This is a genomic window from Pseudomonas sp. AK106 (assembly GCF_053903055.1).
In genome coordinates, this window is the sequence record NZ_CP096426.1 from 3,230,805 (window position 1) to 3,257,341 (window position 26,537).

General features: G+C 60.6%; 19 protein-coding genes and 1 pseudogene. 10 read left to right on the plus strand and 10 right to left on the minus strand.

What is annotated here, in order from left to right; all coding sequences use genetic code 11:
- Nucleotides 1-171: 171 nt before the first annotated feature.
- The 7 genes and pseudogenes from tssF to tssL form a co-directional block, all read right to left on the minus strand.
- The gene (gene tssF / locus M1E04_RS14385; protein WP_456291554.1) at nt 172-1,938 is read right to left on the minus strand and encodes a type VI secretion system baseplate subunit TssF; all 1,767 of its coding nucleotides are present in this window, start codon (nt 1,936-1,938) and stop codon (nt 172-174) included.
- 52 nt (nt 1,939-1,990) lie between these two features.
- Nucleotides 1,991-2,254 carry a PAAR domain-containing protein gene (locus tag M1E04_RS14390; RefSeq protein WP_410934164.1) on the minus strand — a complete coding sequence of 88 codons (264 nt, stop codon included), beginning with the start codon at nt 2,252-2,254 and terminating at the stop codon, nt 1,991-1,993.
- Between the two features lie 110 nt (nt 2,255-2,364).
- Nucleotides 2,365-3,807 carry a DKNYY domain-containing protein gene (locus M1E04_RS14395; RefSeq protein ID WP_456291555.1) on the minus strand — a complete coding sequence of 481 codons (1,443 nt, stop codon included), beginning with the start codon at nt 3,805-3,807 and terminating at the stop codon, nt 2,365-2,367.
- Complete coding sequence (locus M1E04_RS14400) at nt 3,804-5,087, minus strand: SEL1-like repeat protein (RefSeq protein WP_192135696.1); 1,284 nt, start codon at nt 5,085-5,087, stop codon at nt 3,804-3,806. Before M1E04_RS14400 ends, M1E04_RS14395 begins: the two co-directional genes overlap by 4 nt.
- The gene (locus M1E04_RS14405; protein WP_456291556.1) at nt 5,087-7,045 is read right to left on the minus strand and encodes a phospholipase D-like domain-containing protein; all 1,959 of its coding nucleotides are present in this window, start codon (nt 7,043-7,045) and stop codon (nt 5,087-5,089) included. Before M1E04_RS14405 ends, M1E04_RS14400 begins: the two co-directional genes overlap by 1 nt.
- Nucleotides 7,042-9,769: pseudogene (locus tag M1E04_RS14410) on the minus strand (type VI secretion system Vgr family protein). Before M1E04_RS14410 ends, M1E04_RS14405 begins: the two are co-directional and overlap by 4 nt.
- Before the next feature lie 2 nt (nt 9,770-9,771).
- Nucleotides 9,772-10,350 carry a type VI secretion system protein TssL, short form gene (tssL, locus tag M1E04_RS14415; RefSeq protein ID WP_456291557.1) on the minus strand — a complete coding sequence of 193 codons (579 nt, stop codon included), beginning with the start codon at nt 10,348-10,350 and terminating at the stop codon, nt 9,772-9,774.
- A gap of 1,305 nt (nt 10,351-11,655) precedes the next feature.
- Here tssL and M1E04_RS14420 point away from each other — a divergent pair.
- Together M1E04_RS14420 and M1E04_RS14425 are read left to right on the plus strand one after the other, a co-directional pair.
- On the plus strand, nt 11,656-13,314 hold the full coding sequence (locus tag M1E04_RS14420) for a nitrite/sulfite reductase (protein WP_065991414.1): 1,659 nt from the start codon (nt 11,656-11,658) through the stop codon (nt 13,312-13,314).
- Nucleotides 13,298-13,792, plus strand: coding sequence for a DUF934 domain-containing protein (locus tag M1E04_RS14425; RefSeq protein WP_065991413.1), 495 nt, complete (start codon nt 13,298-13,300; stop codon nt 13,790-13,792). Before M1E04_RS14420 ends, M1E04_RS14425 begins: the two co-directional genes overlap by 17 nt.
- 330 nt (nt 13,793-14,122) lie before the next feature.
- On the opposite strand, the gene sohB is transcribed toward M1E04_RS14425, so the two are convergent.
- The gene (gene sohB / locus M1E04_RS14430; protein WP_065991412.1) at nt 14,123-15,145 is read right to left on the minus strand and encodes a protease SohB; all 1,023 of its coding nucleotides are present in this window, start codon (nt 15,143-15,145) and stop codon (nt 14,123-14,125) included.
- A 206-nt stretch (nt 15,146-15,351) separates the two neighbouring features.
- Here sohB and M1E04_RS14435 point away from each other — a divergent pair, with 206 nt between their 5' ends.
- The 6 genes from M1E04_RS14435 (at nt 15,352) to M1E04_RS14460 (ending at nt 20,950) form a co-directional block, all read left to right on the plus strand.
- On the plus strand, nt 15,352-16,062 hold the full coding sequence (locus tag M1E04_RS14435) for a histidine phosphatase family protein (RefSeq protein WP_456291558.1): 711 nt from the start codon (nt 15,352-15,354) through the stop codon (nt 16,060-16,062).
- Nucleotides 16,063-16,119: 57 nt separating this feature from the next.
- Nucleotides 16,120-16,434 (plus strand): SCP2 sterol-binding domain-containing protein, encoded by a 315-nt coding sequence (locus tag M1E04_RS14440; protein WP_065991410.1) that lies wholly within the window; start codon nt 16,120-16,122, stop codon nt 16,432-16,434.
- Nucleotides 16,435-16,641: 207 nt separating this feature from the next.
- Nucleotides 16,642-17,709 carry a phosphotransferase family protein gene (locus M1E04_RS14445; protein ID WP_456291559.1) on the plus strand — a complete coding sequence of 356 codons (1,068 nt, stop codon included), beginning with the start codon at nt 16,642-16,644 and terminating at the stop codon, nt 17,707-17,709.
- A 24-nt stretch (nt 17,710-17,733) separates the two neighbouring features.
- A complete protein-coding gene (locus M1E04_RS14450; RefSeq protein WP_192135707.1) occupies nt 17,734-18,501 on the plus strand; it encodes an SDR family oxidoreductase in 768 nt (255 codons plus the stop codon).
- A gap of 126 nt (nt 18,502-18,627) precedes the next feature.
- Nucleotides 18,628-19,767 carry a Gfo/Idh/MocA family protein gene (locus tag M1E04_RS14455; protein WP_456291560.1) on the plus strand — a complete coding sequence of 380 codons (1,140 nt, stop codon included), beginning with the start codon at nt 18,628-18,630 and terminating at the stop codon, nt 19,765-19,767.
- Nucleotides 19,768-20,176: 409 nt separating this feature from the next.
- Nucleotides 20,177-20,950 (plus strand): TSUP family transporter, encoded by a 774-nt coding sequence (locus tag M1E04_RS14460; RefSeq protein WP_065991406.1) that lies wholly within the window; start codon nt 20,177-20,179, stop codon nt 20,948-20,950.
- Here the strand turns inward: M1E04_RS14460 and nudC are convergent.
- Nucleotides 20,912-21,778 (minus strand): NAD(+) diphosphatase, encoded by an 867-nt coding sequence (gene nudC / locus M1E04_RS14465; RefSeq protein ID WP_456291561.1) that lies wholly within the window; start codon nt 21,776-21,778, stop codon nt 20,912-20,914. The genes M1E04_RS14460 and nudC overlap by 39 nt on opposite strands.
- Nucleotides 21,779-21,868: 90 nt before the next feature.
- Nucleotides 21,869-22,681 carry a crotonase/enoyl-CoA hydratase family protein gene (locus M1E04_RS14470; protein ID WP_456291562.1) on the minus strand — a complete coding sequence of 271 codons (813 nt, stop codon included), beginning with the start codon at nt 22,679-22,681 and terminating at the stop codon, nt 21,869-21,871.
- A 280-nt stretch (nt 22,682-22,961) separates the two neighbouring features.
- Here M1E04_RS14470 and M1E04_RS14475 point away from each other — a divergent pair, with 280 nt between their 5' ends.
- Both M1E04_RS14475 and M1E04_RS14480 read left to right on the plus strand, forming a co-directional pair.
- Nucleotides 22,962-24,446: an ATPase domain-containing protein gene (locus tag M1E04_RS14475; protein ID WP_065991403.1), complete on the plus strand. Its 1,485-nt coding sequence runs from the start codon at nt 22,962-22,964 to the stop codon at nt 24,444-24,446.
- Nucleotides 24,443-26,473 (plus strand): response regulator, encoded by a 2,031-nt coding sequence (locus M1E04_RS14480; RefSeq protein ID WP_456291563.1) that lies wholly within the window; start codon nt 24,443-24,445, stop codon nt 26,471-26,473. The genes M1E04_RS14475 and M1E04_RS14480 overlap by 4 nt, the downstream gene beginning before the upstream one ends.
- The last annotated feature ends 64 nt before the right edge of the window (nt 26,474-26,537 follow it).

A 26,537-nucleotide genomic window follows, 5' to 3' on the forward strand; every position in this document is an offset into this window, starting at 1 on the left:
GACCTGTGGGAGCGAGCTTGCTCGCGAATACGGCATTCCAGACGCTGAAATAGTCGGCGGATTGCCGCCCTATATCGCGAGCAAGCTCGCTCCCACACCGCTATGTTTGCTCTGCGGCAGCGTAGCGTCTCAATGAAAGAAAATCTGCGACGGTGCTGGCCAATTAACGATTCACCCAGGCACTCGCTGGCTGTGATTTTCGCTCCACCGCAAATGTTTATCCTGCGGTTCCAGGATCAACGTCAGCTGGTTGAACAGATGAATGTCGGCGTACTGCGCAAAGAAGCGGTTGAGCAGCTCACCAAACAGGCAGATGTCCCCTTCCCCCGCGAAATGACCTGCCTCCAGCGTGACTTCAATGTCCACACCGCGCAGCAGAAAGCCGCCCTCAAAACGTTCAATCAGGTGATGACGAACCTCGATGATCGACTGTAACCGGCGCCGGTTCAGCGCACTGTCGGTCCAGTCGTAAAGCGCGAGCGTATTGCGCAAGACCTCGGCACTGTCGAGCAAGGGCAGAAAGCTTGAGCCCAGGTGACTGAGCACACGCCAGTGAAAGCGGTCTTTTTCGGGTGCGTAACAAGGCATCGTCGGCGCACAGAGGTTGCGCACCGTCAATGTCCGCCGACTGGACTGCGCAGGCTGGTCCAGCACTGTTTCGGCCAGCGCCATTCGCGGCAGCTCGCCGTTGGTGCCCGTCAACTGCAGTGTCAGGCGGTGTGCCGGGTTCGAGCGGTCCTGCTCGAAACCGTCTCCCCCGAGAACCAGCCATGTGTCGTGGGATCCATCCGGCGCGCGTTTGAGCCGGGTATGGAAATAGCGCTCCGGAGCGTCGTCACGCAGCATTCCGCCCCGGTGCTGAAAATGGCTGAAGGGCACATACTCATGCCGCGCATCACGCTTGCCCGCGATAACGCTGTCCACGGAGTAGATTTCCGCGTCGGCATCCTCCACCTGCACCGGCCGCACCCGGTAATCGGTCTGTAAGGGATCGAGGGCCAGAGGGTCCGCCTCCAGGGCAAACAGATTAATGACCGGCACGGCGTGAAGACGGACGTGCTCTGCACTGAGCGCGAACCCGCGGGGCCAGGGTTGACCGAGCACCACTTCAAGCTCTAACGCCTTTGTGTTGGCGTCCAGTTTCACCTGCTCCAGGCCCTTGATCGTGAGGAACATGAATTTCTCGGGGAAGCAGAAATACTCCAGCAATAACGGGCAGCCGCTGAAACGGTCATCGCCCTGAGGCCAGAGGCGATCCTCGTCGCCGAAGCCCTTGGGACTGAATTTGACAGCGACCTCCTCGCGCTCCGAGCTCCCCCTGCGCAGGTAGACCTTGCGGGCATTGAGCGCCAGCGCCTGATGCAAGGCGTTGGCCACGGGCGCGCTGGCATTCAGGTACAACGGCAGGTTGCGCAGGTCCATCGTGTCCCATTGCAACAGCTTGCCCCGGGAGAAACGCAGCCTGATCACCGAGCGGCCATCCGCCTGCTGGCCGACCTTCACGGCATCGAGGGACAGCGCACGCAGCGTCAGGTCCTGCGTGGTGGTGTAACGGCAGCGAGTCCCCTGTGGGCCGACCGGTCGCGAGCGCACCTCGAAGCCTTTGCGGATCGTCTCGTTGGTCTTCATCTCATGGATGTCAGGCGAGAACTCGACGATCGACAGCGACGGAATCATGCGCAGGTACTGCGGCCTGACTAGGCCGACCAAGCCTTCCGTCAACTCCGGTAGGTCATCGTCGAGCTTTTCCCGCAGACGCCCCATCAGGAACGCAAAGCCCTGAAACAGCAGTTCGACAGCGGGGTCCTGAGCCCCGGGTCTGTCCAGATTCAACGCGGCGGCGCGGTCGGGAAATGCAGCGCCGTATTCTTTAGCCGCTTCGCGCAGGTAGCGCATCTCGGCGTCGAAGTACGCCAGCGTCGGGTTGTCCTTGCTCATGGCAGATGTCCTTGTCTTGGGTGTCTCGGGTGTTGAAAAACATCCTGCCTGCTCAGCCGGCGCTGGCTTCCGGGAGGGAGGTGATCAATGCGCAGCCACACTCACAGAGGTCGTCGTGGAACGCGACGGGTACGCCGTCATCGCTGTAGCCTGAGTTGCCCTGGGCAATGCGGGTGGTGCCATGGCCTGGCAACGGGCAAAGCACGATGTCGCCTACGCGCGCTGCGCCAATGCCTTCGAAGATCATTGCGTCCGAGCCTGTTTTGACGATGCCGCCGCCGGTGGTGGTGTCGCCGATGCGGATGATGCCTTTCATGGTTGATTCCTTTTGCTAAGAAATGTAAGTGATTCATGGCTTCAGCGAAGCCAGGCAAAGACTAAGACTGCTGTTACAAACGTAAGACTTATCCAAAGTGGGTAGGTCCGCTAAGTCCCCCATCCACTAATAAAATTCAGCGTTGGGAACTTACTATTTCTCAAGAGCCTATAGCTTGCGCCCCCTCTGATGAGATAGAAGACTCCGTCAACGTCTGCAATATGGAAGTCGGTAGAAGCGGCACCTATAAACTTGCTTACCCCATGACGATGAAAATAAAGAACGTCTTCACCTAGCTGGGCTACAACCCCTTTTACGTTGGCCGATGCCAAAACCTCACGAAATGACCAGCAAGAATGAATCACCCCGCTCGCAGAAACGTCGCACGGAAGTAAAATCTTTGGCTCTCTAAAATCAGCCGCTCCAATATTTATTTCATCTCGGAACGAAACACTACCACTTTTAGATATATAGAAAGTCTTCCATTGCGCATCTGTACCAAAAGGAAAAATAACCTTGAAAGTTCTGGGGTCAGCACCATCCAAACGTTGACCTCTGAAGTAGACGCCATCGTTCGTGACGCTATATTGCTTGATCTGCGCGTTCTGCCAAGGAAGGTACGCTTCGGAGGACTGAGAAAGCGGCTTGTAGTCTGGGCGAAACCAGATCATATCATCCTTATAATCACTGGGAGATCCTATAAGTCTATCGCGGGCTACTGAGAGCTCATACAGAGTTCCCTGAGTGTATAGATACCGCTTAGCTTTGTGAGAAAACATATACATGCCAGGGGAAACTTTATTTTCAAAACGAACCAACTTGTAAGCCGACAAAAAAACCACATCGTTACCTAACGCGGCGAAAACCCCACCCTCTGCCTGAAGGAGCTGAGTTAGGTCATCCGTCTCGCAGACAGTGAAAGCCTCCGGACATTTAGAGGGTTCGAGCAAGCGAAACAGAGTGAGATCGACATCACCCAGGCTTTGCCCGCCAACAAAGGTCATATCCCCGGTACGAAAGACACTTACAAAGCTCCACAATTCATGGTCACCTAATGGAAAGATAACCGAGAAGTCTTTGGGGTCGGCCCCTTCCAACAACCGTCCTTCGAAATACACACCCTGTTCGCCCACGGCATATTTGTTGAATTGTTTTTTTTGCCAGTCCAACAGTCCGGATTCTGTGGCTTCTAAAACCCTGAACGCAGGCGACAGCTTTTCTACCTTGGTAAACTTTCGACGCTCTACTGTCCGAATGTAGCCCTTCATCTCCAGCAAACACTTAAAGCTAGTTAAGTTGGCAACTATCGAAAAATACCCAAACCCGCAGTTTTTTTCAGGTGAATACTCTCGCTCCTCCCAATACACCTGCCCTTTTCTGACCCTGTAATCACCTGCGAGTAACTGATCATAGGGCAGACAACTGTTCATCGCGCCCCGCCCGTTTTCCCGCTCTTCGCAGACTGGCATTTTGCTGTAGAGCTCAAACAACCCTGTGGTCAGCAGCATTGTTGCGGACAGCAGGAAGAACGCCTTCAGAACCCACTTCTTCATGCCAGCCTCCACCAGACCCGTACCGGGCCTTCGTGCTCGCTCTTGGCAAGCGGCCAGATTCGGTCGCGGTAGTAGCACATGCGCTCGACAGGGAAAACGTCTCCTTGCTCGAAGTGACGAACAATCGGCTGGCCGTCGGGGGTGTGCAGTTCCCGGTGCACGACCACCTGCCACCAACCACTGACCGGGCACTTGGTCCCGGCGACGCATTGGTCGGCCGACAGGTCTGCCTGGCTGAAGCCCTTGGCGCCCGGCATCGGTCTGCCGGTGACGGGGTCGATTTTCAGGTCCCGGGTCAGGCGCTGAATTAACTCCGGCGAAGGCTTTTCCGGCGGGACATTGGCTTCGCGGGCTTCCAGCCATTGCAGCTTGCCGTCCCACGGCGGCAGCTTGGCCGGGGGCAGCGGGAGGATTTCGTTGATTTCGGGGACTTTTGGGTGGGCGTAGGAGTAGTCGGCGAGGATGCTCCAGATTTTGTTGTAGCGCTCGGCGCGGTCGAGATCTTTGTCGAGAGCCAAGTAATGCAACTCATCGGTCGGCTCCGGACCTCGAAAACTGTCATCCAGCCATCCTGCGGAAGTTTCATCGCCTGCGGCGACGCCGAGCTGAAATGCCTCAAGCGCGTCTCGGTATTGCCGCCTACCTTGGAGATTGACTGCTAGCTCCAGCGCTGCATCTCCATGCCCTTGCTCAGCCGCACACCGACGCATCTGCCGCGCGACATCGGGCGCTCTGCTGCTCGGCGCCAGCGCATCGCCAATCTCGTATTGAGCTTGGGCACTTCCTTCGTCGGCCGCCTTGCGCAAAAAGCGCAACGACATCTCCATATCTGGTTTCAAATCGGCAATACCGTTTTTCAAAAATAGCGACACGAAGTAGTAACCCGTGGCTACGTTTGCATCGATCAGGTCTTGACTGAAGCGCAGGTGCTCGTAGCCCCGGAGTTTGTATTTCCCGCGCAGGCTGCCGTTCTGCAGGTTGATATTGGCCTTGGTATGACCATTCTCAGTGGCGATACGGTACAGCCGACTAATTTCAAGGTCGGTATCCGGGTCTTGTTTCAGCTGGTTGTTCTTCTCCAGCCAGCGGGCGTACTGGAACAGCACATCGCTGTCAGCACTCCCCGGAGTTAGCGTTTCGTGTTTGCAAGTAAAGGCCAGGTTGTCCTTAATTGCAGCGAGGGATTTCATCGGGATGTCCTTGTCCGGTAGTGGTCGTAACCCGTTGCCGTTGTCGCAGGCAGTCATGGCTAGGCAGGCAAGCAGCAGTAAGCGGCGCATCAGTCGAGGTTCGTCAGCGTGGCGGGGGAGTAATGAAATTCGACGAGGGGAGCGCAAGGTTGCTTACCCTTCTCGTCTGCGCGGAGGTCCTTATTTTTCTTGATGATTTCCTGCCAGGCCTTGAACGCAGCTTTCGGCTGATCCTGGATCCCCTTCCCCGCCGTATGCAGATCCCACAACGTCCGCCTCAACGCCTGAGTTTCACTCGCCCACTCATGGGCAATATTCAATTCGCTATCAACCTGCATGCTGCGGGTGTTGATGTTGGCGGAGCCATGGGTGGTAAACACGTCGTCGACGATCATCAACTTGGAATGGATGTACACCGGCATCCAGTTACCGGGAAGTGAGTCGGGCGCCACCAGCGAGCAGATATGCACTTTGAGGTTGGGGATGTCCTCGGGCTTGAGGACTTCCTGTTCGATGGCCTTGATCTGGCCTTCGAGCACGGCCCGCCGGAAGGCCGCCGCGCTTTCGGCGTCGCGCTGCTTTTGCAGGGCCTTTTCACTCATCTCGCTATTTGGCCCGGTCAGCAAATGGCTCACAAAGGTCATCGCCTGGTCCGCGATCAATTCGCTCAGGTCCTGCTCCTGCGCGGCGGCTTTTGCCTTTGCAGCCTCGATGCGCTGCAGTTGGGTGATTTTCGGCATGGTGTCAGCGCGCCCCAGGCTGTCGAGCATGCGGTGAGTGTTGACCGTGCCTTTGCCGATGCCGTCGTCGGTCACGTTGGTGATCACGAACAGGTGCAATGCGCCGTGCTTGCCGGGGTCGCGTCCGCCCTGGGTCTGGGCGATGGCGGCCTTCTTGATCATTTCGGCCAGGGGCGGCCAGCGAAAGTACTGGTTTTCGATGTAGATGAAGCCCGTGGCGTTGTTCACCGCTTGCAGATAAAGCGTCTCGATGTCGCGTCGGCCTTCCTGGGCCTGGGTGCGCAGGATCTGGGCGAAGTGCCGTTGCTGGTCGGGCGGGCATTGCAGGCGTTTGCCCAGGGCCATGGCGTCGCGAGTGGTCATCAGGTCTTCGCCCGTCGCGTCGAACCAGGCGGTGGCAAAGTTGTGGTGCAGGTGCTCCAGGATCGGCCCGGCCACCTGGCTGGAAATGTCCTGACGCGGCGTGTCACCCCGAGGCCCGGCATTGGGCGCGGGTTTACTGGCTTTGTCGCGCTTGAGCGCCGAATGAGCGTCGGTGTCCCAATATTCGTCGAGGGTGTTGTGGCCCATTACGAAACCCACCGCCTGTTCGGGGGCTTCATAGTCCACAAGCACGGTTTTCTGATGGTGGGTGGCGGCAATACCGAGGGCTGCGAACGTGATGGCGCTCAGGTTCGGATCGGCGCTGTGATACCGGGCTTGGTGGATGATCTCGGCGCGGTCAAAGAGGCTGAAGCCGCGACTGGCGAAGGCAGGCCTTTCCAGGTCACGCCATAACGGCATAGGAATGCCTGAGATGGAACACATCGCGAACCACTTGCGGTCATAGGCGTACTGATCGTCGGTAGAGCTCTGCATCTTGCGATCGTCAATGGGTACCCGGCCTTTGCCGGGCAAATTGGCTTCGCCGCCGACGCCTGCGGTGTTGAATGGTAACTCCCAACCCAGCACGCGTACTTTTACGCCCTGCCTGGCCTTTTGCATGAGCAGTTCGCCGATGCACGGCTCATGGCATGCCACCCAATCCTTGCTGGACGGCATCGGCACTTCGGCAGAACAAACCGGATTGGATTGCTGACGAATGAAATACATCGACGGCTGAAAGCCCCAACAAATGATATCAACCGAACGTGTCGCGCTTGCAATGGCACGGTGCACGGCACCAAAGGTCTCTTCGCCGTTTACCAGCGGCATGTACGTCGTCAAAGCTGGCGGGTACTCAGAGTCCTGCACGAACCAGGGGGGCGTCAGAGTCACGGTGTCGGTTTCTTGAAACGATACGGGCGCGACGATTTCGGGCTGCGTCATGGAGCCTCCTCTTCCTGATCGGCGGTGTTATTCAGCACGGCGGCGTACTGCGTGCGGTGGTCGGCGTGCGAGGCGGGCTGATTGACCGGGGTGTCGGGCGCAGAACGGTGGTTATGCAGGCCCTGATTGGCCAGCCTTCCCTGCTCGGGATGGCGGTAAGCGGTCACGGCGGGAATGCGGTAGCTGACGCCGTTGGCCATTTCCAGCCGGTATTCCTGCGTCGTCGGCTGATGATCAACCTCGACATGCCCGCTGCCGTCCATGACGCCCTCGGTGATCAGTCCGCCATCGGCATAAAGCTTGTAGGGCATGTGAGTCCAGCTGCCGCCAAGGTTGGGCGTTGCGGCCAACTTCAGGCGCAGGGGCTGACGGGTCAGCTGTTTCGGGGAATCGGGATGGTCGGCAGCCATGGTCGCGCCGCCCTTGAGGAACTGAAAAGTCGCGGCCTTGAGGAGATGGTCGCCCGCCGTCCCCGACTCGATGAGGCCTTGTTCAAGGGTCAGATAGCTACCTGCGGCGTTCAGCACGATCTTCTTCTTGGCGACGATGTGGATCTCGTCTTCGGTGCTGGTGATGCTCAGGCCTTGCCGGGCCAGCAGCTCCAGCGTGTCGTTCTGCGCCTGCACGGTGATCGGGCCCTTGATTGGCGATCAGCTTGATGCCCAGCTGGCGCACGAACAGGCTCAAGCCTTTGCCGACCCCGATGAACATCCGCTTGACCACGCTGATGTCGGCTTCGCCGCCGGCGTTGAGCATCAGGTTGTCGTGTGCCGCCAGTTGCAGGTGCTTGCCGCTGGTGAGGGCAATGCCTTGTGGGGCGCTGAGCAACAGCACGGCGGATTTGAGCTGTTCGAGGTTCTGTTCAAGCAGGTCCATTTGCGCCTGAACCCCGGCGGGCTCCGCCCTGCTCGCCTGGGCATCCTGAGACAGCCCTTGCAGTTGCTCCACCGCATGCTGCAGGTGAGCAATCGCCGCTGCCATCTCAAGTTGCTGCCCCTGGGCGCCGGCCTGTTCATCGGCGCTGATGAACAGCCCTTTGCCGCTGCGGATTGCCCCCCAGCCATCGGTGCGCAGTTCGAAGCCTTCGCCGCGCTTTTGCTTGCTGGCGTCCACCAGATGCCCCAGATTCAGCTGACTCTTGCCACTGTGGTCGGTGCTGAGCTTGACGTGCTCCTTGCCGCGCTCGTCTTCCATGCGCAGTTTGTTGTTGGCCGGCGTGCGCAGCACGTTGCGGGTGAAGTCCCGGTCCGCCAGGGTCACCGGGTCCGGGTGCCGGTCGTCGTGCAAGGCATGGGCGATGTAGGGCCGGTCGGGGTCGCCATGCTCAAAGGCCACGGCCACTTCGGTGCCGGCAATCAGCGGCAGGTGCAGGCCGTGGGTGTCGCCGGCGTAGGCCCGGGCCAGACGCAGCCACGCGCTTTCTTCACCGGGCTCCCAGGGATCACGGTCGAACAGGAAGTTGACCTTGTAGCGACCTTCCTTGTCGATGTGGCTGTAGGGGTCGTTGGCGATGACGCTGGTGACACGGGCGGCAACGGTGCCGGCGAGCTGCGGCTTGCGCGGCACCGGGGGACGGAAGCAAACGGTCTCGCTGAAGGGAATGGCCACGAAGGCGACTTCGAAACTGCGGTCCCGGGCGGCGCGCAGGCTCAGGCCCGTAATCACGGCGCCGGGTTCAAACGCGTTGGGGGCGTCACCGGTGACGTCGAGGATTTGCCCCAGCGCCAGGGTCGCACTGCTGCTGACGCCGGTTAAACGCGTCTGGGCATTGAGATAACGTTCGTGGCGCAGCCGGCCATAGAAGAAACCGCTTTCGCTTATAAGGTCTTCGTCCTGATCCCGTGCGTCGCCCAGCACGGTATAGGGTTCGGCATAGTGATAGGCCTCGCCGTAGGTGGTGGTGGCGCGGCGGCTCTGGTCCACCTCGCCGTCGAGCCAGGCATTGGCATCCCGTGGGTCGTAGGCACGAAAGTGGATGCGCTTTTCCACCACGCAATGGTCGGATTGCAGCTGCCACACAGCGTCCTGGTCATGGCTGTCCAGCCCCGAGGGCGAGCGACACGGCACCGGGATTTGCGGCCATTGGTAATGGCGCTGATCGTCGTTGAATTCGATCACGTCGATATCAAGACGGGCGTCGTGGGCGAAACGAAACCAGATGCCCACCTCGGCCAGCAGCCGTGAGATGAATGCCAGATCGCTTTCGCCGAATTGCATCACTTGCTCGCGCCGGGGGTAGTCACGGACGAGCTTGAAGCGGAAATCATGGCCTTCCATGCCGTGGCGACTGCGCAGAATGCTGTCGACAATCTCCGGCACCGACCTGTGTTGGTAGATACGGTACTGATGCCCGCGGGACAGCAGCGCCAGCCGCGGTTCAAGGGTGACTTCGTAACGCGCCTCGTCCCTGGAGGCTGACAGGCATTTGAAACCGGTGACCACGCCACACAGGGTGCGCAGCGGGGGTACGGCGGGTAACGGCAAACCGCCCATGGCGCTGGGGAGCACGTGGGGAGCAGTGTGCAGCGTGAACTGCGCGGCTTTGCCGAGCATGTGACCGGCGCCAATATCCTGAACCGTCGAGGTGAACTCGATGACGTAGGTGAACGGCTGGCTGAGGTGTTCTTCGCCCGTGAACGTCAGCACGTCGAGGTCGGCATTCAAGTCGTCGAAGCGCAGGGTGTGACGGCTGTGGTCAAAAAAGGCCGGGAGTGAGTCCGTCATGGTCAGACGCCCCTCACGACAAGCTCGTCGACCATGTTGGCGAGCGTACGATTCAGGAACCACCACAGGACTACCAGCGCGAGTCCCGCGATTGCCAGGTGCAGGAGTGGAGAACGTAGCCACCAGGGGAATGTGCGGACAGGGCCTCTGGCGTCAATCCAGGTCGGCCGCACCGGGAACAGTTGCGGCCCTGCCAGTGCGTCCAGCTGGTTTTTCAGAACCATGCGCTCTTCGTCGTCCAGCGATCGATAACCGCCCAGAAATCCCAGCATCATCACCCGCTGGAATAGGGTCACGACGTGCATGTCCGGCGCAGGCTCGCGCAGCACTTCCCGCATTTGCTCATGCAGGATTTCACCCGCTCGGTGATGCCCGCAGAACCTCGCCTGCAACGATTCGTTGATCCATATCTGTCGGACGCCGTCCCCGACGTTGGTCAACACGGCTTCATCAAGCAGCGCGCATTGCGCATGGATGATCAAGTCCATACTGCGTTGGCTCATGCCTGCTTCCTGCAATGCGCTGCGCGCGCCTTCAACTTGGGCAATACACGTCTCGCGCAATGTTTTGCTGTCGGTCATGGTGCAACCGTGACGCAGTTCAACCGCCAGCAAGTAGGTATCCTGGAAGATAAGGTCTAGATTAATCGGCACAATACCGGAGGGCTCATGACTTATTGAATTCATAGGTAACACCGAGAGCATTTTCAGGATTGAATGATTAATCGATCACTCAGGCGATAACGTGACCCCGGCCCACATCACTGAAGTGCGCGCAGGGAATAAAGAATATTGCGTCTACGGGTTTGCCGTCCGTTTGGACACTCGATATTTTGATGGCGGAAATTGGCGTGTGCGAGCATGGACAACGCGGCCCCGGCAGCCTGCCCTTCGGCCCCACAGCCTTGGGCCCGCAGCTACGTCGCCCAGATCCCACCCGACGTTGAGGAGCAAGGCTAATGACTGAAAAATTAAAATGCTACCCACGTTTTCACATCAAGAAACTTCTTACAAATATCAGGAGCGGTCCTACGGAAAGTTCTGACACGTTAAGTGAAAAGAATCTGAAGCCAGAATTTAAATTCAGTTAAGCCAGCACTGTGAACGCCAACACCAACAGCGAGGATTTATAGCCATCGGTGGGCTGCCCCAATATACATTCTGTTTAATCGAACGCTGACCCATCGTTTAAATTTTACATGCAGGCCCTTTAGCCGATTCAGCCGGAAACACCTGAGTATTAAATCGTCAGGGCCGAAGTATGAAGACTGAAAATGGCAAAGCGATCGGCGGCAAACCGCGCTTACAAGGCGAGCAGTCTTATAAAGACCGGCATAGGGTGTCCGTCGGAGCCGGCTTGCTGGCGAACCCGATTTCGCAAAAGCCGTTGCAGTGCCTGCATGAACGGGTTCGCCAGCAGCAGGCCTACAGATAGGTGGAGGTTATCGCTACTGGTGCGTCACCCAGAACACCACCGCCCCCACCACCAGCACGACAATGAACAGAATGGCCCATGCATCCACATGGCTCTCGGATTTGGCAACTTTCGGGTGATTTCGCATTGCATCGCCTTTTGTCTGTTTTATGGGTGATCGCAAAACTCGCGGACCAGCGACAGGGGTCGTCGGCCATTGCCAGAGTAAAGTCGAGCCATGCCCTTATCACAAGTGAGGTTATGCCGGACCGACGTACTGCTTAGCACTTTTGGTTCTGTGCATATACTCAAACATCACTTTTGCGCATATCTGCAAACTGGTAACCTCCCCCGGCTCCGCAAGGAGTGCGCGGCCGTGCGCGCAGATTTGTTCGGTAGCCTGAAAGCAGACGACAACGCATCGCCTTTCCGGCTGGCCCAGCAGCAGTGAACCGCCTGAGAACAGGACCACCATGTACGTATACGACGAGTACGATCAGCGGATCGTCGAGGACCGCGTCAAGCAGTTCCGCGACCAGACCCGCCGCTATCTGGCCGGCGAGCTCAGCGAAGAAGAGTTCCGCCCGCTTCGCCTGCAAAACGGCCTCTACATCCAACGCTTCGCCCCGATGCTGCGCGTCGCTGTGCCTTACGGCCAGCTGACCTCGCGCCAGGCCCGCATGCTGGCGAAGATCGCCCGTGATTACGACAAGGGCTACGCGCACATCAGTACCCGCCAGAACGTGCAGTTCAACTGGCCGGCACTCGAAGACATCCCCGACATTCTCGCCGAACTGGCCACCGTGCAGATGCACGCGATCCAGACCAGCGGCAACTGCCTGCGCAACGTCACCACGGACCAGTTTGCCGGCGTCTCTGCCGACGAGCTGGTGGACCCGCGCCCCTGGTGTGAAATCGTCCGTCAGTGGACGACGTTCCACCCGGAATTCGCCTACCTGCCGCGCAAGTTCAAGATTGCGATCAACGGCTCGGCCTCCGACCGCGCTGCTATCGAGGTCCACGACATCGGCCTGGAGCCGCTCAAGAATGCTGCCGGCGAGCTGGGCTTCCGCGTGCTGGTCGGCGGTGGCCTTGGCCGCACGCCGGTGGTCGGTGCGTTCATCAACGAGTTCCTGCCGTGGCAGGACCTGTTGAGCTACCTCGACGCCATCCTGCGCGTGTACAACCGCTACGGCCGTCGCGACAACAAGTACAAGGCGCGCATCAAGATTCTGGTCAAGGCGCTGACCCCTGAAGTGTTCGCCGAGAAGGTCGAGGCCGAAATGGCTCACCTGCGCGGCGGCCAGACCACGCTGACCGAGGCCGAGGTGCATCGCGTTGCCAAACACTTCGTCGATCCGGACTACAAGGCACTGACCGATTACAGCGCCGAACTGGCTCAGCTGGATCAACAGCACCCCGGTTTCGCACGCTGGCGCTCGCGCAACGTCCTGGCCCACAAAAAGCCGGGCTACGCGGCCGTGACCCTGTCGCTGAAACCGACCGGCGTGGCGCCGGGCGATCTCACCGACAAGCAACTGGACGGCATCGCCGACCTTGCCGACCGCTACAGCTTCGGTGAACTGCGCACGTCCCACGAGCAGAACGTGATTCTGGCCGACGTCGAGCAGAGCCAGCTGTTCGCGATGTGGGGCGAACTGCGCGAGCAAGGCTTCGCAACGCCGAACATTGGCCTGCTGACGGACATCATCTGCTGCCCGGGCGGCGATTTCTGCTCCCTGGCCAACGCCAAGTCGATCCCGATTGCCGAATCGATCCAGCGTCGTTTTGACGATCTCGATTACCTGTTCGACATCGGCGAGCTGGACCTGAACATCTCCGGCTGCATGAACGCCTGCGGCCACCACCACGTGGGCCACATCGGCATTCTCGGCGTGGACAAGAAAGGCGAAGAGTTCTACCAGGTGTCTCTGGGCGGCAGCGCCAGCCGCGACGCCAGCCTGGGCAAGATCCTCGGCCCATCGTTCGCACAGGACGTGATGCCGGATGTGATCGAGAAGCTGATCGACGTCTATGTTGAGAAACGCAACGAAGACGAGCGCTTCATCGACACCTACCAGCGTATTGGCATCGACCCTTTCAAGGAGCGCGTCTATGCAGCGAATCATTAAGAACAACGAGGTCATCGACGAGACCTGGCACCTGCTGCCCAAGGACACAACCTTCGACAGCCTGTCCAACTGCGACGACCTGATCGTGCCGCTGACCCTGTGGCGCGAGCATGCCCATGCGCTGAAGGCCCGCGACGGCGGTCTGGGTGTCTGGCTGGACAGCGACGAGGAGGCCGAGGAAATCGGCGACGACGCGGATCAGTTCCAGGTCATCGCCCTGAACTTCCCGGCATTCACCGACGGTCGCAGCTACTCCAATGCGCGCCTGCTGCGTGACCGCTACGGTTACAAGGGCGAACTGCGGGCCATCGGCGATGTGCTGCGCGATCAGCTGTTCTACCTGCACCGCTGCGGGTTCGATGCGTTCGCCATTCGTGCCGACAAGGACCCGTACGAGGCGCTGGAAGGTCTGAAGGACTTTTCCGTGACCTATCAGGCTGCCACGGACGAGCCGCTGCCGCTGTTTCGGCGGCGTTGAGTCGCTGCTGCTGATTCCGCGTTTAAACACGCTTGATATAAAGCCCCGGCTTCGTAAGAAGTCGGGGCTTTTTAATTCAGCTGGCTCAAGGTGCAAACACCGTCAATCTTGCGGTGTGGCGTCCGACGCCTTCCCGGCTAAAGCCGGTCCTACATTCGTGTTCACTGTAAATCTCAATAGCTGCACGGGCTGCATTTAGTGGGACCGGCTTCAGCCGGGAAGAGGTCAGTGTGAGCGCTATCAATGTCGCGCCTGTTCGGGCCCCTTCCCGGCTAAAGCCGGTCTACAACCGGTTCATGCAGCCTTCACGCGATGCGCTCAAGGGCTCAGTCACCAGAATCGCTGCTGCGTCAGCTTGCCCCACCACCCTGTCACCAGGTGGTCAACCGACGTGCTCGCGGCGATGCCAACCCGCTGTTGCAGGCTCTTGCGTTCGGCGTAGTGCAGGTGGAACACCTCGGCGGTCTTGGCTTTCTCCGACAGGTATTCATCGCTGGTCTTCAGCTCATCCACCAGCAGTTTGTCCTTGGCGGCAATGCCCAGCCAGATCTCGCCGGTGGCGACTTCGTCGATCTGCAACTGCGGGCGGTAGCTGGCCACAAAGTTCTTGAACAGCTCGTGGGTGATGTCCAGATCTTCCTGGAATTTCTCACGGCCCTTCTCGGTGTTTTCGCCAAACACCGTCAGCGTGCGCTTGTACTCACCGGCGGTCAGCACTTCGAAATCGATGTCGTGCTTCTTCAGCAGGCGATTGACGTTAGGCAACTGGGCAACCACGCCAATCGACCCCAGAATCGCAAACGGCGCACTGATGATCCGGGTACCGATGCACGCCATCATGTAGCCGCCGCTGGCCGCGACCTTGTCAATGCAGACGGTCAGCGGAATGCCCGCCTGACGAATCCGCGCCAGCTGCGACGACGCCAGACCGTAGCTGTGGACCATGCCGCCGCCGCTCTCCAGGCGCAGCACCACTTCATCCTTGGGGGTGGCGAGGGCCAGCAGCGCGGTGATCTCGTTGCGCATGTTCTCGGTGGCCGAAGCCTTGATGTCACCGTCAAAGTCGAGCACGTAGACCCGCGACTTGACCTCGGTGGACTTCTTGTCCTTCTTCAGCTCCTTGGCCTGGGACTTGCGCAGCGCCTTGAGCCGCGCCTTGTCCAGCAGCGAACCTTCGAGGCGATCACGCAGCCCTTTGTAGAAGTCATTGAGTTTGGTGACGTGCAACTGACCGCCTGCGCCACGGCGCCCGCGACCGCGCATAGACGCGATGACCACCAGCACCACAATGATCGCGATCACGATGGTGACGGTCTTTGCCAGGAAGCTGGCGTAATCGAAAATGAACTCCACAGAAACTCCTTACCGGTACAGCAGACCCTCGGCAGAGGATCGCGAATGGGGCCAAGCATACCGGCGCGCCGGTGGCCGAGCCAGTGACGCGACGGCGAATACGGGACAGATCGGCCAATTCAAACGAGCGTATGTTTTTTCATTGACAGACCGCGGGCCGTCCTCATAACCTCCCAGCACTTTCAACGTGCCAGGGTGAAGCGGTCGTGGGCAGCATCTATCTCATACGACATGGCCAGGCCTCGTTTGGTGCGGACGATTACGACGTCCTGTCGCCCACCGGTTTTCGTCAGTCCGAAATCCTTGGCGCACACCTCGCCCAGCTGGGTCTGAACTTCGACCGCTGCATCAGTGGCGCCTTGTTCCGCCAGCGCCACACGGCCGAAACGGTGATCGCCCAGCTCAACGCTGCCGGCCATGTCACCCCCGAACTTGAGACCGACATCGCCTTCAACGAATTCAACGCAGAAGGCGTGATCCGCGCGCTGCTCCCGGCGATGCTGGATGAAGAACCGGACGCCTTTGAGATCATGCGCGACGCGGCCAACAAACGCGCCGAGTTCCAGCGCCTGTTCGCCGCGATCATTCGCCGCTGGCTGGTGGGCGATCACGACGCCGCCGCCCTGCAGAGCTGGCAGGCCTTCGTCGAGCAGGTCGAAGCCGGCCTGAGCAGCATCCTCGACAGCGCCGGGCCAAGCGACCGCATCGCCGTGTTCACCTCCGGTGGCACCATCACCGCTCTGCTCCACCTGATCACACAGATGCCGGCCACCCAGGCTTTTGAACTGAACTGGCACATAGTCAACACCTCGCTCAATCACCTGAAGTTCCGTGAGCGCGAGGTGTCCCTGGCTTCCTTCAACAGTTACGCGCACTTGCAACTGATGAAGGCGCCGGAGCTCATCACCTATCGCTGAGCCCGGCCAATCGCACTCGCAAAGTGCTCATCACCACTCATATAAAAGGATCACACCATGAGCTCCGTAGAAAACGCCGTCCACGCCATGAAAGCCAAGTTCAACCCAGCCGCTGCTGCGGGCCTGGACCTGGTGTTCGGTTTCCGCATCGACGAAACCAAGAACTTCTCCCTGATCGTCAAGGACGGCACCTGCGAATTGCAGGAAGGCGAGAACCCGGACGCGCAGGTCACCCTGGTGATGGACGGCGAAACCCTGGAAGGCATCGTCAGCGGCGAGACCGACGGCATGCAGGCGTTCATGGGCGGCAAACTGCGCGCTGAAGGCGACATGATGCTGGCGATGAAACTGAGCGAGCTGTTTCCTTCCTGAGGACGCACCGCCGTTGCGAAAGAACCGAAGCTGCCCGGCTTCGGTTTTTTTTCGTCCGGGCGACGTGCAAGACAGCGCCTCCCGCCTGTGAATCAGGGCGGTTGATTGCGGCGTAACACCCGCGCCAATAGCCCTTGTTCGCGGTCGCCGGTGCGCATTAGATTAGCCAATGATCCTGGCCCACCAAAATAATCTGCAGGGATACGCATGGCGCTCACCGACCAGTCCACCCCGGTTCGATCCGGCGAAGAGCTCGACGCTGCATTGATCGACCCGTACCTGAAAGCCCACGTCCCCGGCCTGAGCGGTAGCGTGCAGATCAGCCAGTTTCCCGGTGGCGCGTCGAACCTGACGTACCTGCTGAAGTACCCCGAGCAGGAATTGGTTCTGCGCCGCCCGCCGTTCGGTCACAAGGCGAAAAGCGCCCACGACATGGGCCGCGAATTCCGCATCCTCAATCAACTGCGCGACGTATTCCCCTATTGCCCCAGGGCGTACCTGCATTGCACTGACGACAGCGTGATCGGTGCCGAGTTTTACGTGATGGAGCGGGTCAAGGGCATCATTCTGCGCGCGGAGTTGCCCGCCGAGCTGAACCTCGATGCCGCGCAGACCGAAACCCTGTGCAAGAGCTTCATCGATCGGCTGGTGGAACTGCATCAGGTGGATTACACCGCCTGTGGCCTCGGCGATCTGGGCAAGCCCCAGGGTTACGTTGAGCGGCAGATTCGCGGCTGGACCGAGCGTTACGAGAAAGCCCGTACCGCCGATGCGCCGAGCTGGGAAAAGGTCGCCCGCTGGCTGGACGAAAAGCAGCCGGCGGACCACCCCGTCTCCAGCCTGGTGCACAACGACTACCGCTTCGACAACGTGATCCTCGGCCCCGACAACCCGATGCAAATCATCGGCGTGCTGGACTGGGAGCTGACCACGCTCGGTGATCCGCTGATGGACCTGGGCAACAGTCTGGCCTATTGGATTCAGGCGGACGACCCCGCGCCGGTGCAACTGATGCGGCGCCAGCCCAGCCATGCGCCGGGCATGCTCACCCGTGAGCAGTTCGTGGCGTACTACGCCGAGCGATCGGGCATTGCCATCGACAATTTCGACTTTTACTACACCTGCGGTCTGTTTCGTCTGGCGGGCATCGTCCAGCAAATCTACTTCCGCTTCTTCCACGGCCAGACCCAGGACAAGCGCTTCGCTCAGTTCATTCACATGAACGCCCTGCTCGAGCGCATGGCCCTGCAAGTGATTGAGCATTCCAGCCTCTGATTGCGACACGACAAGGAAAACAACATGTCCAAGACCCAACTGTTCGACCTCGATGGCAAGATCGCTTTCGTCTCGGGGGCCAGCCGTGGCATCGGCGAAGCGATCGCCAAACTGCTGGCCCAGCAAGGCGCCCATGTCATCGTCTCCAGCCGCAGGATCGACGGCTGCCAGCAGGTCGCGGAGGCGATCATTGCCGAAGGCGGCCAGGCCACCGCCATCGCCTGCCACATCGGTGAAATGGAACAGATCACAGCCGTGTTCGCGCAGATCCGCGAGCAGTTTGGCCGCCTGGACATTCTGGTGAACAACGCGGCGACCAACCCGCAGTTCTGCAACGTGCTGGACACCGACCTCGGTGCGTTCCAGAAGACCGTCGACGTGAACATCCGCGGCTACTTTTTCATGTCCGTGGAGGCCGGCAAGCTGATGCGCGAACACGGCGGCGGCAGCATCATCAACGTGGCGTCGATCAACGGCGTCTCGCCGGGCGTGTATCAGGGCATCTATTCGGTGACCAAAGCGGCGGTGATCAACATGACCAAAGTCTTCGCCAAGGAATGTGCGCAGTTCGGCATCCGCTGCAACGCCCTGCTGCCGGGCCTGACCGACACCAAATTCGCCTCGGCGCTGGTGAGCAACGAGAAGATCCTCAACACCGCGTTGGCGCAGATTCCCCTCAAGCGCGTGGCGGCGCCGAGCGAGATGGCGGGGACGGTGCTGTACCTGGCGAGCGACGCGTCGAGCTACACGACGGGCGTGGCGTTGAATGTGGACGGCGGGTTTCTGTCCTGAGTCGTGGAGGCAAACCCACGCCGCTGAGGTGAAACTGAGGTGTTCCTGATGGAATAAAGATTCCATCGGGCGCCCCCAACCGCCTACATTTTCCGCACAACAACACGTCTTAAAGGACACGCTGTCATGCGCGGGAATTCTCTTCCAGAACTGGGCGTCGGCCTGATCGGCACGGGCTTCATGGGTCGGGCTCACGCCCTGGCGTTTCACAATGCACGCACTACGTTCGATCTGCCCTTCAACCTCACCCTTGTCGCGCTGGCCGATGCCGATGCTGCGCGTGCGCAACAGTGCGCAGCCAGTTGGGGGTTCCAGCGCAGCCATGACGACTGGCAACAGCTGATCAGCGATCCAGCGGTCGATCTGGTGGCGATCACCACGCCAAACCAGCTGCATTTCCCCATGGCCATGGCGGCCCTTGAAGCGGGCAAGGCAGTGTATTGCGAGAAGCCGCTGGCGGTGAGTCTGGCGCAGGCGCGGGAGATGCAGGCGGCAGCGCGCAAGGCCGGCGTGGTGACGAGGGTGGGCTACAACTACCAGCACAACCCGATCATCGGATTGGCAAAGCAGATGATCGAGCGTGGCGAGCTGGGCCGGATCGTCAGTTTTCAGGGGGAATTCAGCGAGGACTTCATGGGCGATGGGCTGTCGCCGTGGTCGTGGCGCTGCGAAGAGGCCCATGCCGGCGGAGCCCTGGCGGACCTCGGCAGCCATTTGCTGGCAATGGCGCGGTACCTGCTCGGCGATGTCGACGCGGTGTGCGCAGACTCGCAAACCGTGTATCCGCAACGCCCGGCCACGCGCGGCAGCGAAGAGCAACGAGCGATCAGTATCGATGACCAGACTTACGCGCTGCTGCGCTTCGCCAACGGCGCGCGGGGTACATTCGGCAGCAGTTGGCTGAAGCACGGCTACAAGAATCATCTGAGCTTCGAGATCGGTGGCACGGAAGGGACAGTGTCGTTTGATCAGGAACGCTTGAACGAGCTGCGGCTGTACCGAACAGGATCCCCGGGACTCGACGGCTTTCAGCGGATTCTGGCGGGTCCTGCGCAACCCGGGTACGCGTCTTTCTGCCCGGCGCCGGGGCATCAGTTGGGGTACAACGAACTGAAGACACTGGAAGTGCACGACCTCATCCAGGCGCTGGGTGGGCAGGTTTCGAGCGGGACGGATTTTGCCGAAGCGATGGAGGTCGAGCGCCTGGCTACAGCGATTCGCATCGCGGCGAAGGAGATGCGCTGGGTGAGTGTGTCGGATATTTGAGTCAGGTCAGACCGAACGCCAAGGGTGTCCCCACCGGCCCCTTCCCGGCTGAAGCCGGTCCCACAATACGAGCGCGTCCCACCTGACACACCGCGTGCGTTGTCAGTGGGACCGGCTTTAGCCGGGAAGGCGTCAGGTGCCACACCGCGAGATTGAGGGTGTTCACGTTGGCCTCTTCCCGGCTGAAGCCGGTCCCACAATACGAGCGCGTCCCACCTGACACACCGCGTGCGGTATTAGTAGGACCGGCTTTAGCCGGGAAGGCGTCGGGCGCCCCACCGCGAGATTGAGGGTGTTCACGTTGGCCCCTTCCCGGCTGAAGCCGGTCCTACTACACCGCGCGCCTTGCAGGTAGAATGCTGCGCTTGCGGGCAGCCATTCTGCCCATCTGCCCGATAAGCGCCTTCCCATGCCGTTCGAACTCACCGTTGAACCCATTACCCTTCTGGTGCTGGCTGTCGTTGCCTTTGCCGCCGGTTTCATCGACGCCATCGCAGGCGGCGGCGGGCTGTTGACCACGCCTGCACTGCTCACTGCCGGCCTGCCGCCGCATCTGGTGCTGGGCACCAACAAGCTCAGCTCGACCTTTGGCTCGGCCACCGCCAGCTACACCTTTTACCGGCGCAAGCTGTTCAATCCGGGGCAGTGGAAACGCGCCCTGATCGGCACGGCGGTGGGTGCGCTGATCGGTGCCGTGGTCGCGCATTATCTGCCGGCCGAACTGCTGAACCAGATGCTCCCGGTGATCGTGTTCGGCTGCGGGCTGTACCTGCTGTTCGGCGGCACGCCCAAGGCGCCGCTGGACAGCAATGCGCCGATCAAGACCAAATGGCAGCTGCCCCAAGGCCTCGGGCTGGGCTTTTACGACGGCGTGGCCGGGCCCGGCACCGGGGCGTTCTGGACGGTCAGCACGCTGTTGATGTACCCGGTCGATCTGGTGAAAGCCAGCGGTGTCGCGCGCAGCATGAACTTCGTCAGCAACGCCGCCGCGCTGATGATCTTCGCCATCAACGGCTCGGTGGACTGGGTCATTGGTCTGTCGATGGGCCTGGCGCTGATGGTCGGCGCCTTTCTCGGCGCCAGAACCGCGATCAAGGGCGGCGCGAAGTTCATCCGCCCTGTCTTCATTACCGTGGTGCTGGGCTTAACCGTCCGCCTGGCCTGGCAGCACTGGTTCAACTGAGCCCGAGCGCTGGGCCAGATACAGATCGATCAGGTAGCGCGCAATCGAGCGACTGGCCGGCAACGGCGGCAGGTCATGGATGCTGAACCACTGGGCGTCTTCGATTTCGTCTGCCTGGGGCACGATCTCGCCGCTGTCGTATTCGGCGTGGAAGCCGAGCATCATCGAGTGCGGGAACGGCCAGCACTGGCTGCCCTTGTACTGGATATTCTTGACGGTGACCCGGACCTCTTCCATCACCTCGCGCCGTACACAGTCCTCTGCGGACTCGCCCGGTTCGGCGAACCCGGCCAGGGTGCTGTAGACCCCCGACACAAAACGCGGCGAGCGCGCCAGCAGCACTTCATCGCCGCGGGTGATCAGCACGATCATGCTCGGCGAAATCCTCGGATACGCGCGCAGATCGCAGTGCGGGCAATACATCGCCCGCTCCCCCGGCACTTGCTGCGCCGCCTGACCGCAACGCCCACAAAAACGATGTTCACGGGCCCAGGTGCTGATCTGCGCCGCGTAGCCAAGCATCTGGAACACATCGGCGTCGTCGGCGAGCATGAACTGACGGAGGGTCTGCCACTGCGAACCCTCAGCCTCCAACGCCAGATCCGACCCCGTCGAATGTTGGAGGGTCTGCACGTACACCGGCTCGCCGTCAAAATGGCCAATGCCATGCTCGTGCAGTAACGGCAGCGCCTGGCGCTTCAGCCATTCGCGGGGGAACAGCACGCCGTTGCTGTCTTTCAAAAAGCCCTGGTCACTCTGAACCACGGCCCAGCCGCCGGGTGCCTGAACATCAAGCACGGCGGTGGTCCAACGCTTCGGGGGCGTCATGCCTCAACTCCTCTGAGCACCGACGGGCCCGTCTGCAACCCGGTAGAAAGACTCACAGGCAGCCGTCGGTGATGCATTCAAATAGGTCAGTCAATTGTCGAAGACCGGCTTCTGTTTGCTCATGTGAGCGACCATCGCCAGCTTCAGGTCGGCCGATTGCAACATGGCAGCGTTCCAGGTGGCAACGTATTCGAGACCGTCGTCCACGCTGTGATCGCGCATGTAGCCGATCATGCGCTTGCTGCCGCTGATGGCGATGGGTGATTTGCCGGCGATGTCCCGGGCGATGGCGAACACGCCTTCGAGCAACTGCGGCAGGTCAGTGAATGTGCGATTGACCAGGCCAATACGCAGGGCTTCTTCGGCGCCGACGTTACGGCCGGTGTAGGCCATTTCGCGCATCATGCCGTCGCCGATCAAGCGCGGCAGTCGCTGCAGGGTGCCGACGTCCGCCGCCATGCCCATGTCGATTTCGCGAATGGAAAACAGCGCATCGTCCGCGGCATAACGCATGTCACAGGCGCTGATCAAATCGATGGCGCCGCCGATGCAATAGCCCTGAATGGCGGCGAGCACCGGCTTGCTGCATCGATCAACCACGCTGAAAGATTCCTGCATCTGCAGGATCTTGCGCCGCAGCAGGCGGGCGTTGCGGCCCACGTCCTTGCCCAGCTCGCTGGCCACCGAGGCGAGCAGCGTCAGGTCGATGCCGGAAGAAAAGTGCTTGCCGGCGCCACTGAGCACCACCACGCGGACGTCGTCGGCGTCCTCGACCCAACGGAAAATCTCGATGATTTCCTGCCAGAACGCAGCGTTCATCGCGTTGATTTTTTCCGGACGATTGATCTGGACGTGGGCAATGTGGTCGGCCAGTTCCACCTTGAACGCACTGTAGTCAGACACGGCTTTAGATCCTTTTAGGGCAGACGGGGTTTATTCCATGACGCCGGATCATAGCAAGTCGGTCGGTGCGCCCGCAGGCCACGGTTGCGCCATTTGCCGGACAGCGAACCCGTTGCATTCCGGGGATGCCATCGGTCGGCCAGCAATAAACTGAACGGTCTCAGCCGGCAAAGGTCCAGAGTCTTGGCTGCATGGAATCGGACCTTCCGAACATGTCTGCCGGGGGCGTTCGAACCTGTTTCGGCGCCCGACCTTTTCTCAGGTCGCAAGAGGGCGATTCTTGACTACATCAAAAGCGGCAACCGGTATCGTGGGCCTGGATGACATCCTTGCGGGTGGCCTTTCGCGCAGCCACGTGTTTCTCCTGGAAGGAGAGCCCGGCACCGGCAAGACCACCGTCGCGCTGCAGTTTCTGCTGGCAGGCTCGGCGGCGGGCGAGCGTGGTCTGTACATCACGCTGTCTGAAACCGAACGCGAATTGCGCGATGGCGCACGCTCCCATGGTTGGGAGCTGGACGAGAACATCTCGGTATTCGAGCTCACCCCCCCTGAAGATTTGTTGAATGCGGCCCATCAGCAGAGCTTGCTGTACTCCTCTGACCTTGAGCTGGGCGAGGCCACCAAGCAGATTTTCGAAATTGTCGAGCAGGTCAAACCTTCGCGGGTGATCATCGACAGCCTCTCGGAAATCCGCCTGCTGGCGCAGAGTTCACTGCGCTATCGCCGGCAGATCCTGGCGATCAAGCATTACTTCGCGCGCTACGACACCACCGTCGTACTGCTCGACGACCTCACCACTGAATCCCTGGACAAAACCGTGCACAGCGTGGCCCACGGCGTGATCCGACTCGAAGGTCAGACGCCTACCTACGGCGCCGAACGCCGACGCCTTCGGGTGGTGAAGTACCGCGGCCAGAAGTACCGCGGCGGCTATCACGACTTCAACATCATGGACGACGGCATTCAGGTGTTCCCGCGTCTGGTAGCGGCCGAGCACCGGGCTGGCTACGTCAGCCGCCAGCTGAGCAGCGGCATCAAGGAAGTCGACGCCCTGCTCGGTGGCGGTCTGGACAGCGGTTCGAGCACGGTGATCCTGGGGCCTGCGGGCACCGGCAAATCGCTGATCGCGTTGAAATTCGCCGCCGCTGCGGTGGAGCGCGGCGAGAAGGCCGCGCTGTTTATCTTCGATGAAGAACTTGGCCTGCTGTACACCCGGATGAGCAAACTCGGCATTGATCTTCACGCACTTGAAGAGACCGGCAACCTGCTCATCGAGCAAGTCGACGCCGCTGAATTGTCGCCGGGCGAATTTGCCCACCGCGTTCGCCGCTGCGTCGACGAAATGGGCATCCAGACCGTGGTGATCGACAGCCTCAACGGCTACCAGGCCGCGATGCCTGAGGAGAACGCGCTGGTCCTGCACGTCCATGAGTTGCTGCTCTACCTCAACCGTCACGGCGCCTCGACGTTCATGACCGTCGCCCAGCACGGCCTGGTCGGCGACATGCAGACGCCAGTGGACATTACCTATCTCGCCGATTCGGTGATCCTGCTGCGTTATTTCGAAGCACTGGGTCAGGTCCGTCGGGCCATTTCTGTCATCAAAAAACGCACAGGCACCCATGAGTCAACCATTCGTGAATACCGCATCAGTGCGTCCGGCATGACCATCGGCGAACCGCTGGAAGCCTTTCAGGGCGTGTTGAGGGGTATCCCGCAATACGTCGGTGATCGCAGCCCGCTGCTGCAGGACACCGACGCGTGAGCACTCCGGGACAGTTATCGGAGCGGGCCATTATCCTGGCCCCTCTCGGACGCGACAGCCAGATCGCGCTGACCATGCTGCAGGAAGCCGGCTATCCGGCGATCATCACCCACGACCTGACGCAGCTGTGCAGTGAGCTGATGTCCGGTGCCGGCCTGGCGATCATCGCCGATGAGGCGTTGCGCAGCGCGGACATCAACCCGCTGCTCAGCCTGCTGGCCAATCAACCGGCCTGGTCGGACTTCCCCATCGTGTTGCTGACCCACCACGGCGGCCCGAAACAGAACCCCTCGGCGCACCTGGGCAAGATGCTCGGCAACGTCACGTTCCTGGAGCGGCCGTTCCACCCTGCCACGCTGATCAGCCTGGTGAGCACCGCCGTCCGCGGGCGTCGACGACAATATGAAGCCCGTAGCCGCCTGGAAGAATTGCTGGAAAGCGAGCAGCGCCTGCAACATGCGTTGAAAGCCGGGCGACTGGGTTCTTGGCAGCTCGACACTGAATTCCTCGCGCTGGAATGCTCGGACATCACCAAAGCGCACTTTGGCTGGGACGAGCGCGACACGCTCTCCTATGAAGACTGGCTAAGCGCGGTGCACCCCGAAGATCAGCCGCGCATGCAGTCGGTGCTTCAGCACACCCTGGACAGCGGGGCCGATTTCATCATCGAGTTCCGCAACGTCTGGCCGGACGGCTCGGTCCACTGGATGGACATCAGGGCTCGGGCGATCCGCGCGCGCAATGGCCGCGTCAGCCTGCTGTCCGGGGTCACCTCGGACATCACCGAACGCAAGCTGGCCGAGCAGCAGCTGCGCCGGCTCAACGAAACCCTGGAGCAGCAGGTCGAGGAACGCACTTCACAGTTGCGCCACAACGAAGAAGTCCTGCGTCAGTCGCAGAAAATGGAAGCAGTGGGCCAGCTTACCGGCGGTATCGCCCACGACTTCAACAACATGCTCACCGGCATCATCGGCAGCCTCGAACTGCTTCGGCGCCGTCTGGCACGGGGGCGCACCGACGACCTTGATGGCCTGATCGACCTGGGCGTGACCTCTGCCAATCGCGCCGCCGCCCTGACCCACCGCTTGCTGGCGTTCTCGCGCCGTCAGTCGCTGGACCCCAAGCCGGTCCTGATGAATGACCTGGTCAACTCCATGGGTGAACTGCTGAATCGCAGCGTCAACGAGAGCATCCGCCTGGACATGTGCCTGGACCCGGAACTGTGGACCGCCGAGGCCGACCCGAACCAGCTTGAAAGCGCCCTGCTCAACCTGGTGCTTAACGCCCGCGACGCCATGCCCGAGGGCGGCATGCTGATGATCGAGACCTTCAACCGCCGCCTCGACCGCGACTTCACCAACGCTTACGAGAACCTGCTGCCAGGTGACTACGTGGTGCTCAGTGTGCGCGACACGGGCTGCGGGATGCCGGAGAACGTCATCAGCCGGGCCTTCGATCCGTTTTTCACCACCAAGCCGATCGGCCAGGGCACCGGCCTCGGCCTGTCAATGATCTACGGCTTCAGCAAGCAATCTCACGGCCACGTCGCGATCGAGAGCCAGGTCGGCGACGGCACCACGGTGCAGCTGTTCCTGCCGCGTTATCAGGGCCCGGCGCAGCAGGAGGGCCCCGCCCTGCCCAACGACACACCGCAGGCCCGTGAGGGCGAGACCATTCTGCTGGTTGAGGACGATCCGGCCGTGCGCGCGCTGGTCAGCCAGGTGCTGAGCGAACTGGGTTACGCGTACGTCGAAGCCGGTGATGCGGTCGGCGCGATTCCGATTCTGGAATCGAGCCAGCGCATTGACCTGATGATCAGCGACGTAGGCCTGCCGGGCATGAATGGGCGGCAGTTGGCGGACATTGGCCGGCAGTTGCGCACGGACCTGAAAGTGCTGTTCATTACCGGCTATGCGGAAAACGCCAGTGCCCGCTCGGGGTTCCTGGAAGAAGGCATGCAGATGATCACCAAGCCTTTTGCCTTTGACCAACTGACGGCCAAGGTGCGGGAAATGATCGAGGGTTGACGCGAGAGGGGTTGACACAAAAGCCGGCGATTGCCGGCTTTGTTGTTTGTATCTGAGGGGCAGC